Origin of the sequence: Nostoc commune NIES-4072, from assembly GCF_003113895.1 — a bacterium.
Classification (GTDB): domain Bacteria; phylum Cyanobacteriota; class Cyanobacteriia; order Cyanobacteriales; family Nostocaceae; genus Nostoc; species Nostoc commune.
This window is the reverse complement of sequence record NZ_BDUD01000001.1, coordinates 2,438,924-2,452,180: the sequence shown is the minus strand read 5'-3', so window position 1 is coordinate 2,452,180 and position 13,257 is coordinate 2,438,924. Positions and strand designations below refer to the sequence as shown.

The 13,257-nt window shown below is 41.8% G+C and carries 9 protein-coding genes; 3 read left to right on the top strand and 6 right to left on the bottom strand.

Annotated elements, in window-relative coordinates:
- Positions 1-277 precede the first annotated feature (277 nt).
- Together CDC33_RS10825 and CDC33_RS10820 are read right to left on the bottom strand one after the other, a co-directional pair.
- Positions 278-1,234 carry a calcium-binding protein gene (locus tag CDC33_RS10825; protein WP_109008481.1) on the bottom strand — a complete coding sequence of 319 codons (957 nt, stop codon included), beginning with the start codon at positions 1,232-1,234 and terminating at the stop codon, positions 278-280.
- Positions 1,235-1,790: 556 nt separating this feature from the next.
- Positions 1,791-4,223 carry a dynamin family protein gene (locus CDC33_RS10820; RefSeq protein WP_109008480.1) on the bottom strand — a complete coding sequence of 811 codons (2,433 nt, stop codon included), beginning with the start codon at positions 4,221-4,223 and terminating at the stop codon, positions 1,791-1,793.
- Positions 4,224-4,358: 135 nt separating this feature from the next.
- Between CDC33_RS10820 and CDC33_RS10815 the strand changes: the two genes are divergently transcribed.
- Positions 4,359-4,796 (top strand): HPP family protein, encoded by a 438-nt coding sequence (locus CDC33_RS10815; RefSeq protein ID WP_109008479.1) that lies wholly within the window; start codon positions 4,359-4,361, stop codon positions 4,794-4,796.
- Between the two features lie 283 nt (positions 4,797-5,079).
- Here CDC33_RS10815 and sppA read toward each other — a convergent pair whose 3' ends face one another.
- From sppA to CDC33_RS10800, 3 genes are all read right to left on the bottom strand, one after another.
- Positions 5,080-6,915 (bottom strand): signal peptide peptidase SppA, encoded by a 1,836-nt coding sequence (gene sppA / locus CDC33_RS10810; protein ID WP_109008478.1) that lies wholly within the window; start codon positions 6,913-6,915, stop codon positions 5,080-5,082.
- An 82-nt stretch (positions 6,916-6,997) separates the two neighbouring features.
- Positions 6,998-8,047 carry a type 2 isopentenyl-diphosphate Delta-isomerase gene (fni, locus tag CDC33_RS10805; protein WP_109008477.1) on the bottom strand — a complete coding sequence of 350 codons (1,050 nt, stop codon included), beginning with the start codon at positions 8,045-8,047 and terminating at the stop codon, positions 6,998-7,000.
- A gap of 611 nt (positions 8,048-8,658) precedes the next feature.
- Positions 8,659-11,199, bottom strand: a complete 2,541-nt coding sequence (locus CDC33_RS10800; RefSeq protein WP_109008476.1) for a calcium-binding protein — start codon at positions 11,197-11,199, stop codon at positions 8,659-8,661.
- A gap of 459 nt (positions 11,200-11,658) precedes the next feature.
- Here CDC33_RS10800 and CDC33_RS38575 point away from each other — a divergent pair, with 459 nt between their 5' ends.
- The gene (locus CDC33_RS38575) at positions 11,659-11,904 is read left to right on the top strand and encodes a hypothetical protein (RefSeq protein ID WP_181373964.1); all 246 of its coding nucleotides are present in this window, start codon (positions 11,659-11,661) and stop codon (positions 11,902-11,904) included.
- A 258-nt stretch (positions 11,905-12,162) separates the two neighbouring features.
- On the opposite strand, the gene CDC33_RS38570 is transcribed toward CDC33_RS38575, so the two are convergent.
- Entirely contained in the window at positions 12,163-12,324 is a 162-nt protein-coding gene (locus CDC33_RS38570; RefSeq protein ID WP_181373963.1) for a hypothetical protein, read from the bottom strand.
- A gap of 120 nt (positions 12,325-12,444) precedes the next feature.
- On the opposite strand from CDC33_RS38570, the gene CDC33_RS10790 reads away from it, so the two are divergent.
- Positions 12,445-13,089 carry a transposase gene (locus tag CDC33_RS10790; protein ID WP_109008475.1) on the top strand — a complete coding sequence of 215 codons (645 nt, stop codon included), beginning with the start codon at positions 12,445-12,447 and terminating at the stop codon, positions 13,087-13,089.
- Positions 13,090-13,257 lie beyond the last annotated feature (168 nt).

Genomic DNA, 13,257 nt, shown 5'->3' with positions numbered 1-13,257 from the left:
TTTCTCTCTCATCGCGGTACGGTACAAATGAACTATTTGACTATGTTCCTTGCTGTAATTAAGTTTTGAGTTTTTTGAACTCCATTTATAGCTTTGAACTATATGTTGTCCTAGTACAGAGTGAAGTATTTCGTGACCGTTTGGCTAAATTATCGTTCAAATCACAAAGGCGCAGAGGACGCAGAGAGAAGAAAGAGATGCTTAACTGAACGGTATTGGGATGTAGAGACATAAAATTTTACGTCTCTACAGATTTAGAAGGATCTAGAACGTTTTGCTACCGAGAAGAGAACTTTTCAACAAGCTCAATGTCGAAAGTGGGTATGAAATTAGGCTTGTTCTCAAGAGTGGCGAATTGGGTTCCCTGGAAAGACAAAGCACCAGTGTTGTTGTCGTAACTGAACTCGTTAGTGGAAGTAGCACCAAACCCAATTGTAGAAATCTGAATTTTGTCGCTCTCCAAGTTGCTAAAGTCCTTGATGATGTCAATGTCTTCAGACCTGAAGTTGAAGACAAATGTATCAGCACCAGCATTACCTGTAAGTATATTGTTACCAGCACCGCCAACGAGTATGTCGCTACCAGAACCCCCATTTAAGAAGTCGTTACCAGCACCGCCTTCGAGCGTGTCATTACCAGCCTCACCAACCAAAATGTCGTAGTCCCCATAGCCAAGCAAGTAGTCATTGCCATCACCGCCAACCAAAAAGTTGTGACCAGCATTCCCCTCAATTCGATTGTCCAGGTCGTTGCCTATGCTATTAATATCGTTACTACCTGTGAGAATCAAGTTCTTTAGATTGTCACCCAAGTTATCGTTGCCATACAGTACATCGTTGCCTTTCAAACCATAAATATTCTTGTCTGCCGAGATCCTTTGGATTGTGTCAGTATCTGTGATACGGTCGATGAATTCGGTTTCCCATAAAGGAGATACGGTCATTACTTTACGGTTGTTATCTCCATGTTTACGGTTGGGATTATCAGGGTCAATATTGATAATACTCCCAATAGAAGAGTTTTTAATGATGTCAAAACCATCAGTACTATAGACGTATAAATCGGATATGTTAGAAGAACCAAAAACGAGGACATCAATTACATTATTGAAGAGAAACTTATCATCACCACCAAGACCATCGAGAGTGTCATCACCTAAATCGCCAAAAATGGAATCAGTTTCTGGAGTTCCAGTCAAATTATCGTTACCAGAGGTACCGTTAATCAGTGTCATGTCTATCACTCCTTGTCAAACTATGGTTCAGTGCAGAATTAAGTTAATTTAACGTAAGCTCACAACCAACGGCATTCGTTATCCTTTAAAAGAAACAATCTAGTTTCCTAGTAGTTCAACGGGTTAAACAAGGTACAAAAAAATTGAGGCTGTAATTAGGGTATTTAAGAGGTTATTTGAAAAGTGGTTGGCTGTAATTTCAGGCAGTTATTGATCTCCTCTAACCCCCTTAAAAAGGAGGAAGAATCAAAGTCCCCTTTTTTAATGGTATTTAGGATAATCTAGAACCTTTTGCTACGGAGAAGAGGACTTTTCAAATGCCCTCCAAAGTAGATTACCATACTTTTATATTAGTGGAATAGGTTTATACTAAACCCCTAATCCAAAACATTATCATCATTACACTCTATTGGCTTGAATTTATCTTCCATATTACTATCAAGTTATTAGATTTTACTATTTTACACAAATCTGTACATAGTGAGCGCTAAAACACCCACTACAAACTACAATTATCTCAATTAATCTGTATTAATTCATATTAAGGTTAAAGCTTTTATACCATGTCTGAAACTAAAAGCTCATTATTAGCAAACTTACTAATAGGCTCAAACGAATCACCAATTATAGGCAAAAGATTGTTATATAATTGCATTGACTGTAAACAACTATTAATATTAGAAACTGCTGAGTTATATGCTATAATATTTTCTTTAACAGCATTTAATAACTGGCGATTATTCGCAATTTTTTCTTCAGCTTCTTGTTCTAATGTTTTCTCTAAATAAGCACGCGCCTGTGGGTATTGCTGCAAAATTTCATCTGCTTGCTTATCTGCCATTGGTAATAAATGAGTTTTGAGTGTCTGATTAATGGTTTGACGAAAAGATTTACGAATAGTGTGGGACACTTTTGGCTCAAAATCTAATTTCAATAATTGTCTAATTGCTGGTTCTGCTTCCACAATACTTTCAGCGTCGTAACCTTGAGAAGTTTGTGATAAAGTTTGGCGAAATTGATATATAGAAAAAGTGCCTTCATCGTAAAATCTGGGACTTTCTCGCACAAAGCGATCGCACTCTACACTAGCTGCACTAAATAATGCTTGAGCAACTCCTTTTTCTAACATTCTGATCTCTTGTTCAATCCCACCATCATTATCTAACAAACGATACAACTGGCGATAATATTCTGACTTGCGAATCTTTTCAATCAACCTCTGGAAATAATTTGCCACTACTTGCTGAGAAGATTCAATCAAAATATCTTCTAATTGATTTGCTAAGTAATAAAATGCCTCTACTAAAATAGCAATTAAAGGTGCAGTAGCGTTACGAGGATGGCTGATAGTTGCACGTTGATAAGCAGAAGCTACAGAAAAAGTATCTAGCAATTCATCTAAACGGCGAATCATTCTTGATTGCAACTGCTTAAAATCTGCTTCAAAAGCATCGCAAGAATTATTAATTATTTGGTTAACTTCTTCTGTAATATGCTCATTAAAATCTTTACCAATTTGCTGAAGTTGCTGATTTAGGCGTTGTAACTCTTGCACCTTCATTATCTCAATTTCTTGAGGCTGACTATCTAAATTGCGTTGGACACTCTGATAATGTTTTTTTAGGTTAATACAAACATCCTCCAAATCATCAGCAAGATTTTTAAATAATTGAGGACGCTTTTCTTCGGTAAGATAACGAGTAATTGCTGTGCGAAATTCTTCAGTACCACTATCTTTAATTAGCTGTTCGATAATTTCATTTCCCCAATCTCCTAGAATTCGCACATAGTTTTGATTTGGGGTTTCAAAGCCGTTAACAGAAACACGGAATTTACTAGAAGACAGCTTTCCTGAATTTACGCAGTAGTTGTTAAAAGCATAGACAAATTGTGGTGTTTCTTCTTTACCATCTAAACCTTTAATACTTTCTGCGAAAACAGAATCTAAACCAAATCTATCTTGTTGGCTTGTCTGTTTAATCTGACTGCCATAAAATCCTAATAATCCACTCGTTTTATAAACCTTGCTTGTATTGTGAAACTGTCCACTAATTAAATCGTCTAATCGTTGCCGTAGCTGAGTATTATACCAAGTTTCATCAATGCGGTTGAAGATATAGAAAACGCGATCGCGCACTCCCCCATTCTCTCGCATTAATTCCAAAAGTTCTGTTTCTTCTTTTGTCATCTCACCCGCCGAAGCAGGTTTTAGCACACACACCACCGCCGAAGTATCAGGATGTTGAATTTTGGCATAAGTTACTTGTGCATCTTTCTCTACTGGTGCATCTATGCCGGGTGTGTCGATAATTACATTGCCATCTTGTAGCAAAGGATGATTACAGTAATATTCTATTCGCTTCAATACTGCACTATTACTACCACGACGGGCATATCCAGCCGCTTCCTTGAGGTTAGAAAAGTTAAATTGTTCCATTGAATATGTAGCATTATTAACCGTATTGATGCGATCGCGGTTTGCTATATATCCCTCTAGCAACAATATTAATGCCTTCGCCTGTTTTGCACGTTCTGATTTATTCTCACCACCCTCCTGCTGAATAATCGCTTCACAACCTTGGCGTAGCAGGTTAATTACATCAGCTTGGTTGATATTAGGTACTGTCTTAAATCCTAGTTGCTGACACAAAGAAACTGCTTGTTCCCGAATCTCTGCTTCACTTAAAAAAGTCAAAACAACACGTTCTTTATCTACTTCTGCATACTCGATTTTGCATTCTGTGCCTGTAGCGTGTCCCTCTGCGCTGTAGAGTAATTCTCTTTCTAATAGTGCATTGATTAGCATTGATTTACCTGCACTAAACGCACCCGCAAACACAATTTCAAACTTTGGAGAAATCGCTTTACTTAGAGAAGTTTGTATAGGTGTAATATCTTGGAAACGTAGCGTTGGTTCTTGCTGTAAAAGTTGTAATATAGACTCAACCTGGTCTTTCAAATTCTTACACTGAAGCGGTAAATCTGACATATTTAGCATCCTGATAATATTTATGTATATATTAGTAATATTTAATATCAGAATGGCTCAGGAAAATCACTGATAAAATTAATACTGTTTAATTGGTCTATATTACCTAAACAACTAATTAATAACTATTGACTAATGAAAATTTTTGCTATCAGATTAAAACCCCATGCAACGTCTTACCTTGCTGCAAAAACTAATTCTCCTTTGCTGATGGCTCCTTTTGGTGCTACAAGTGTCTTGATCTTTGGTGTCCCTGACAGTCCTTTGGCTCAACCTCGCAATGTCGTTGGGGGTAATCTTTTAGCTGCTATCGTAAGTCTGATAATTCTGCATTTTCTCGGTTCTTCTCCCTTGTCAATGGGAATGGCTGTTTCTAGTGCGATCGGAATCATGCAGCTTACTGGAACTCTACACCCACCTTCGGGTGCTGTTGCATTAGTTGTTATGATGACGAAACCAGATTGGCAATTTCTGCTAACACCTGCTTTTGAGGGATCGATCATTTTAGTGCTATGCGCTGTAATCTTCAATAATTTAGCGGAAGAAAGGACGTATCCGAAACACTGGTTGTAGCATTGTCTCTAACAAACCAGAGCATCCTTAAGAGAGGCAGGGGGGCAGGGAGCAGGGAGCGGGGGGAGGGAAAGTCGTAGTGAAGTGCAGAAATTGGATAATTTATTTTTGGAGTTCCTTAACCATCGGACAAAGAAAAGTAGCTTAATCGCAGTTCAATTCATTTTCGGTTGTTTTGGTTCGATTTGGATGTTTCCTCAGTATCACTTAGAGAATATTAATGACAATACCCTTACGATCGCAAGGGCATTGTTGTGATTGTTGGATAGATCAGGTAATGATATCAATCAATCTTCAAGTTGAAAGGCAAACGGGCGTAAACCCCTTGTGGATCGTTCATCTTTTGCAGAATTCCGATTTCTTGTTGCAACTTTTGGAATTCATTGATGAGGGGATTAGATTGTTGGAGTTGCGTCCCCTCAATTCCTAAAGCAGTCCGCACCTCTTCAGTTGCACGTCCAAAAAACCGTTCTCCGAAACTGTTAGTGCGAGGATATTCTTGCACTTCCCAATCTTCTCCTAGTTTTGCTTGCTTGGCAGCATAAGCGATCGCACTATTCAACCCGCCAATTTCATCAACCAAACCAATTTCCTTGGCCGCCACACCAGACCAAACCCGTCCTTGGGCAATCTCTGCTACTTTTTGTTCTGGGAGTTTCCGACCTTGAGAAACTTTATTCAGAAACATATCATAAATTCGGTTCACACTACGTTGATAAATTGCCAACTCTTGAGGCGATTTCGGACGCGAAACTGTTTGACTATCAGCATAGGTTCCAGTTTTCACCGAGTCCCAGGTGATGCCGTTATCACTCGCTAGCTTTGCACCATTGAACAGCAACCCAAATACACCGATTGAACCTGTAATGGTATTTGGTTCGGCAAAAATCCGGTTAGAGTCGCTAGCAATCCAATAACCACCAGAGGCGGCTACATCACCCATTGACACTACAACCGGTTTCGCTTCACGAGTTAATTTCACCTCTCGTTGCATGACTTCAGCTGCGGTAGCGCTACCACCAGGACTATTAATTCGTAATACAACAGCTTTTACATCTTTATCTTGTCGGAGTTTCTTGAAGATTTTAGCAAAGCGATCGCCTCCTACTTGCCCATCTTCTCCTTTACCATCGACAATCTCACCTTCAGCATAAACAACGGCAATTTCATTTTTTGAACTACGTTCTACACCCAAAGATTTGCCAGAAACTTCTGCATAACTATTCAGGGTAATTTGTCGGAATGTTTTGTCGTCTTTATCGCTATCTGTCAATTTTTTCAGGTCAGTTACCACTTCATCACGGTATTGGACTTGATCAATTAAACCGCTAGTTTTGGCTTGTGTAGCTTCGAGTAGCGCCTGACTATCTGCGATCGCTTGCAACTGCTTAGGTTCAATTTTCCGACTTGCGCCTACAGTAGTGCGCCACTCTCCCCAAACATCATCCAACAATTTTTGAGTTTGTTCGCGGTTTTCTGGACTCAACTTTTTGAGGATAAACGGTTCAACTGCGCCCTTAAATTTTCCCACCCGCACGACTTGAACACCAATGCCATATTTCTGCAATGCACCTGCTAAAAACATCGGTTGCGAACTCAAGCCGTTGATTTCCATCATTCCTAGAGGATTAAGTACAATGGAATCTGCCACTGAACTAAGGTAATATTCCTTTTCACTCCAATCACTACCATAAGCGATAATCTTTTTCCCCGCAGCGCGAAACTCCTCTAGCGCTTTCCGAATTTCTTTCAGAGAGGCATAGCCAACGTTACCAGCTTGGCTTGTGCTTGTTGCATCCAAATAGATTCCGACAATTCGCGGATCGCGCCGCGCCTTTTCCAAAGTTTCCACAACTTTGCGGAGTGCCATCCTATCGTCATCTACACCTGATAATGTGTTTTGAAACAGTTCGCCAGAACTAGGTTCGCTATCAGTGATTTTCATCGATAAGTCAAAAACCAACACTGACTTATCTTTCACATTTGGCCCAGTATCTTTAGAAGAAGTAGCAGCCAATATCAGCAAGAATAATCCAGTGGTTCCCAGACCACCGAAAATAATTAGTCCTAGTAAAGTGCCAACTAAACTAGCAAAAGTTTGTTTGATAAAATTACGCATTAGTTATTAGTTATTGGGAATTGGGAATTGGGAATTGGGCATTTACAAATGACAAAGGACAAATGACAAATGACCTATTTACCTATTCTATGCGCTGTAAACTATCAGAGTGCTTTAACTGATATAAGGTAGCGTTGCCAGTGCAGAATAATACCGTGGTGATTTCGGCAATTAATACTTCAGCCAGTTCCGCAACTGCTGTCTCTGATGTTGCTGCTGCTTGCAAAAAAGGCATGGCTAAACCAGCTATATCTGCTCCCAAGGCGATCGCAGCTGCAATATCCAGTCCATGACGCAAACCTCCCGAAGCAATTAAAGGTACATTTGGAGCGATCGCTCTAATAGTTGTAATACACTCTGCCGTCGGTAAACCCCAATCGGCAAAAGTTTTCCCTAAGCGACGTTGCAAGGGATTTTCTGCCCGTTCACTTTCTACTTTTGCCCAAGAAGTACCACCCGCACCAGCCACATCAATTGCTGCTACTCCGGCGGCGATGAGTTGGTTGGCGATCGCTGCTGAAATGCCGTTACCTACTTCCTTGGCAATTACTGGTACTGGCAATTTAAAGCATAATTTAGAAATCTTGTCAAGCAAACCCTTAAAATTAGTATCACCTTTGGGTTGAATGCACTCTTGTAGAGGGTTAATGTGTAAAATCAAGGCATCAGCCTCTAGAATGTCAACTACACGCAAACATTCATCTAAACCGTACTTATAGTTAAGTTGCACAGCGCCCAAGTTCGCAAATAGCAGAACATCGGGCGCATACTTGCGAACAGCAAAAGTATCAGCTACTTGGGGTTTTTCTACTGCTACGCGCTGGGAACCGACACCCATTGCAATTTTGTAGTGTTGGGCGACTTGGGCCAAACGTTGATTAATGATTGCGGCTTGTTCTGTTCCGCCAGTCATGGAAGAAATTAACAAGGGTGCGCCAAGGTGTTTCCCCAGGAAAGTTGTACTAATATCAATATCGCTGTGGTTGAGTTCGGGTAAGCAAGAATGGGTGAAGCGATAACGTTCCAGTCCATTGGTGATTTGGTGAGACTGAACATCTTCTTCTAAACAGATCCGAATGTGATCGGCTTTGCGATTCTGAGTTTGTGCAGAGATGTTGGTAGGGGCGTTCACTGGTGGGTATGGCTAAAAGTATTGGCTTGCGATCGCTATTGTTACATTGTCTGCAACTGTATTTGTATAACAAAAATATTTATTTTCGCTATCTTTCGGGTACGTTACGCTATTGATAACAGACTCATTCCCCCATTCTATGGGTTAATTAATATGGTTTTACAAACAGATAAGCGCTATTTTAGTCTTAGATTCTATCGATTTTCAAATTGCCTTGCGTGATATTTATGAACGGGTTAATTTTGAGTTGATTGAAGAATAAAACAAACAATTAATACAATACAGTTCAGATAAGACCAAAACACTTGTAGATACGGCGATTTATCGCGTCTCTTGTAGATACGGCGATTTATCGCGTCTCGAAAACCCAATTTTGTACAATTAGCCCTTAACTGAACCGTATTGCTATATAGTAGTCCTAAATCAGTCGTGAACAATAAGAAAGATCCCCGACTTCTCTAAGAAGTCGGGGATCTTACTCTCAATTTTTACAACTCATTAACGCCGCCCCAAAGCTTATCCCTTGATGACAAAACCTCGACAAGAATTACGTAAACAGCTGCAAACTTCTTAATTGGCAATTGTTTCGCTTTTCTTAGTACCATTTGTCTTTAGGCTACAGTGACTTCTAGCGTATAAGAACCAGGATTAAAAGAGCCAGAACTGAAAGTCCCGCCATTTTGTGGGAAATAATCAAAATCACTTACTGAAATGGAGTAAGTACCTGCCCCTAGTGAAGCGGTGATTGATTGAGAAGTACTAGAATTCTGTAAGTTCCCGGCACTATTAAATAGGCCGAGAACTGGAAAGAGACCGTTATAATTCGACGTGCTGATAGCCACAGTTCCTGGGTTAGCTAAAGAAAATGTGAAAAAGTCGAAATCAGGATTGTTCCCTGGAAGTGTTGCCAGTTGAGCAGAGGTATTAACTTCTGAACCTGATGTTAAAGTACCTAGCTGCTCAGCAGTGGCTAGTGTGTTGTTTGTTCCTTGTCGAGCATCTTCTTTTTCGTAGAACAGGAAGTCGTCACTATCAAGCCTCAAAGACGACGCTTGCACAACACCAATGAGTTCATCTAGCTCTCCCCCTGATTTGTCCAAAAATACGCTTGTATCGGCTCCCACAGTCTGCAAGCGATAGTCTCCCAGTGTTCCTTTGAGCTGGATTGTATCTTCGTTGGAGTTGAAGCCACTGATGGTAGCGTAGTCTGCCAAACCACTACTTCCACCGTTGTTATCGTCATAAAAGACATTAGTAGCATCTCCAAGTAAGAACTGATCTTCCCCAGGCCCTCCAGTTAGGATATCAATCTCCCCTAATCCAGGAGAATCAGAACCGTTAGTATCAACGCCTATGAGGACATCATTTCCAGGCCCTCCAAGGAGAGTGTCATTGCCGACCCCGCCACGGAGGGTGTCATCGCCTTCTCCCCCTTCGATTTGGTCATTGCCAGCCCCACCAAACAGGCTGTCATTCCCATCGTCGCCCAAGACGAGGTCATTACCTTCCTGACCATCAAGAAAGTCATGGCTATCCCCACCAAGCAAGGTGTCATTGCCGCCTCTGCCAAAGAGAGTATCACTGTTGCCTCCTCCAATCAGGGAGTCGTTAAAACTAGAACCAAAGACTTGCTCGATATTGAATAGGACATCATTCCCATCTCCCCCACTGGCAGTTCCAGTGCTAAGGTCAACCGTGACTCCAGCAGTGGCATTTAAATAATCAGCAGTATCAACACCAGTTCCACCAAAGAGTTGGTCATCCCCGCCTCCACCTTGAAGTTGGTCATCCCCGTCTCCACCAAGCAGAATGTCATTGCCGTTGCCGCCTAGCAGGGTATCATTGCCTTCTCTACTAATGAGAGAGTCATTCCCATCCTCACCAAGCAGAATGTCATTGCCAGCCCCACCAAGCAGGATGTCAATGCCGCTACCGCCAAGCAGGGAGTCATTGCCGTTCCCGCCATTGATAAAGTCGTCGTTAGTCCCGCCAAGGAGGGTGTCATTGCCGTTATCGCCAAAGAGGCGGTCATTACCAGCCCCACCATTGATAGAGTCATTCCCGTCCCCACCACTGAGGAAGAAGTCATTGCCAGCTCCGCCAAAGATGGTGTCATTGAACCTAGAACCAACGATTCTTTCAATCTCCAACAGGACATCATTCCTGCCCTGCCCTGTAGCGGTTCCAGTGGCAAGGTTAATCGTGACTCCGGCAGTGGCACTTAAATAATCAACAGTATCAACACCATCTCCACCCAAGAGTTGGTTATTGCCAGTCCCACCACGCAAGATGTCATCGCCAGCCCCACCACGGACAATATCGTTGCCTTCCTCGCCATCAAGCACGTCATTGCCAACTCCAGCATCAAGCAGGTCATTGCCACCTCTACCAAAGAGGGTGTCATTACCGCGCCCGCCAGTTAGGGAATCGTTGAAACCAGAACCAAAGACTTGTTCGATATTAAATAGGACATCATTCCCAGCCCCTCCACTGGCAGTTCCAGTCACTAGGTTAACGGTGACATCAGCAGTGGTATTTGAATAGTCAGCAGTATCATTGCCAGTCCCACCAAAGATTTGGTCATCCCCGTCCCCTCCTTCGAGTCGGTCATTGCCAGCCCCGCCAAGGAGAGTGTCATCGCCAGCCTGACCAATCAAGTTGTCATTGCCATTCTCGCCATCAAGCTGGTCATCGTCAGCCCCGCCATTGAGCGTGTCAACCCCTTCCCCGCCAAAGAGTTGGTCTTTACCGTCTTCTCCAGCGAGTTGGTCATTTCCGTCCCCGCCTTCGAGAAGGTCATTGCCAGCTCCAGCAAGGAAAGCATCATTACCGAACCCACCAAGCAGGGTGTCGTCACCGCCTCTGCCAAGGAGTTGATCGTCATCCTGCTCGCCATCAAGCAGGTCATTGCCAGATCCACCAAGGAGGACATCATCGCCAAACCCACCAAGCAGGGTGTTGTCGCCCTCGTCACCATTGAGAAGGTCATTGCCGTCCTCGCCATTAAGCGAGTCATTGCCAGTCCCACCCAAGAGGTCATCATTGCCGCCCCGACCAAAGAGGTTATCATCACCGCCCAGACCAAGGATAGCGTCATTCTCAAAGGTACCAATTAAAGTGTTATTCCTGTTGTCTCCAATAATGTCTGCCATATCAATCCTCTTGGTTATAAGTTTGATTCAGAGATATTCGCTGGCAGAGGTGTCATCTATGAGTAGCCCTGCCACCGGGGAGAAACCCTAGATAGGTAGTTCGAATAAATGGCGCATCTTCTACTTAGAGTGGTTTTGTAACCGCTCAATAATCCGGGGTAAATCGCTCAGTAACAAGGCTCAAATGCGTAAACTCGTTCCTGAACTGGTAGTTTGCCCCGATTTATTGAGCGGATACGTTAAAAAGTTGGTTACAATCGCTAATCAACAGCATACTTGAATAGAGAACAACTTCTTATAAGTAGCAGAAATTTACACAAATTTTTTAAAATTATACCACATAATATTCAGAGATTGCAAAAATTATTCAAAAAAATTAAAAAGTTTTAATTTGATTTTCTATTTCTACCTCCAGAATTCCCCAGATGCTTGGTGAATCATTCCATTTGGAAACTTCTAGTGAGAAAAAAGCTCAGTAATTATACGATAAAAAACTTGTGTTCTGGACGAATGGACTTGTGTTCTGAACGAATGGACTTGTGTTCTGAACGAATGGACTTGTGTTCTGAACGAATGGACTTGTGTTCTGGACGAATGGACTTGTGTTCTGGACGAATGGACTTGTGTTCTGGACGAATGGACTTGTGTTCTGGACGAATGGACTTGTGTTCTGGACGAATGGACTTGTGTTCTGAACAAACATGAGTTTGATTAACCTCTTCCTGCCTTGAACTAAAGTTCAAGTCTGTCCCCCTCCGAGTCGGAGAGGGACGGTTTTGCGTAGTAAAACCAGGGAGAGGTTTTTATTATTAGATTAATCTTAGATATAGCTACAGCCCTTCTCTGCAAGCAAAGAGGGGTTTGTAATATTATTGATCCTCAGAATGGCGATGTTTGGGTAACAGGCTCTTTTTCTGTTTTTCTTGGAAACTGCTGGCTTGTTTCAGGACTGGAATACACTAGTTAATCATCCAGATTAAAATCTCGATTGGTGAGTCTCCTTGCTGAAGGCGGTTTTCGGCATTTACGCCAATTAATAATGTTTGCAGAATTAGCAAAAAAGCGTAGGCATAGCCCGCCGCAGGCATCGTTTTTGCGATCGCCCCTTGTAGAGACGCGATTCATCGCGTTTTCTTCCTTCCCATCATTTACATAGCGCGAATAATTCCGAGTTTTTTGGGTTGGCAATTACATCAATACAAAGCAATAATTACGTAAATTTTTGTATCAATTAAAGATGTAATCATGAATAATTACGCTCCTCAACCAAAAAACAACAAACCCAAATACAAAGGTAAATATCGAATTGATTCAACCCGTTTGCCAGCATGGAGTTATGCCAGTAATGCTGGATATTTCGTTACTATTTGCACCGACGGTAAAAAATGCTTTTTTGGTGAGGTTGTACAGGGTGAAATGCAGCTATCACAAATTGGAGAAATTGCTCAGAAAGTGTGGTACGAGATTCCTAATCATTTTTCTAATTGCCAGATAGATTCGTTTTGCGTCATGCCTAATCATATTCATGGGATTTTGATTATTAATCAAATACGAGAAGAAGGCGTGATGAATCAAATACAGGAAGAAGACGCGATGAATCAAATACGAGAAGAAGGCGTGATGAATCAAATACAAGAAGAAGACGCGATGAATCGCGTCTCTACAAGGGGGGATGATCAACGGGGTGGGGTTACTGGGTTGTTTAACCCGATGTTGTCTAAAAATTCCCTTTCTAAAATTGTTAGGTGGTACAAAGGACGATGTACATTTGAAATTAATCAAATTTATGAAGGTTTTAGATGGCAAGGAAGGTTCCATGACAACATAATTCGTGATGAATTCGCCCTCGATAAAATCAGACAATATATTATCAATAACCCAATCAATTAGGAATGTGATGCCTACGGCGGGGCATAGCCCATCGCAAACAACCACCCCATTCCCCCTTGTAGAGACGCGATGAATCGCGTCTTGTACTTGTGCGTTTTGTAAATTTATCCAAATCCAGGAAATGCGATCGCCCCTAATAAAACAGATATTGTAAACAGAATGGGAATC

Excerpts from the sequence above, each read along its gene's own strand:
- CDC33_RS10825 (WP_109008481.1), bottom strand. The coding sequence starts at position 1,234 with ATGACACTGATTAACGGTACCTCTGGTAACGATAATTTGACTGGAACT.
- CDC33_RS10820 (WP_109008480.1), bottom strand. The coding sequence starts at position 4,223 with ATGTCAGATTTACCGCTTCAGTGTAAGAATTTGAAAGACCAGGTTGAG.
- CDC33_RS10815 (WP_109008479.1), top strand. The coding sequence starts at position 4,359 with ATGAAAATTTTTGCTATCAGATTAAAACCCCATGCAACGTCTTACCTT.
- sppA (WP_109008478.1), bottom strand. The coding sequence starts at position 6,915 with ATGCGTAATTTTATCAAACAAACTTTTGCTAGTTTAGTTGGCACTTTA.
- CDC33_RS10800 (WP_109008476.1), bottom strand. The coding sequence starts at position 11,199 with ATGGCAGACATTATTGGAGACAACAGGAATAACACTTTAATTGGTACC.
- CDC33_RS38570 (WP_181373963.1), bottom strand. The coding sequence starts at position 12,324 with ATGAATCGCGTCTCTACAAGGGGCGATCGCAAAAACGATGCCTGCGGC.
- CDC33_RS10790 (WP_109008475.1), top strand. The coding sequence starts at position 12,445 with ATGAATAATTACGCTCCTCAACCAAAAAACAACAAACCCAAATACAAA.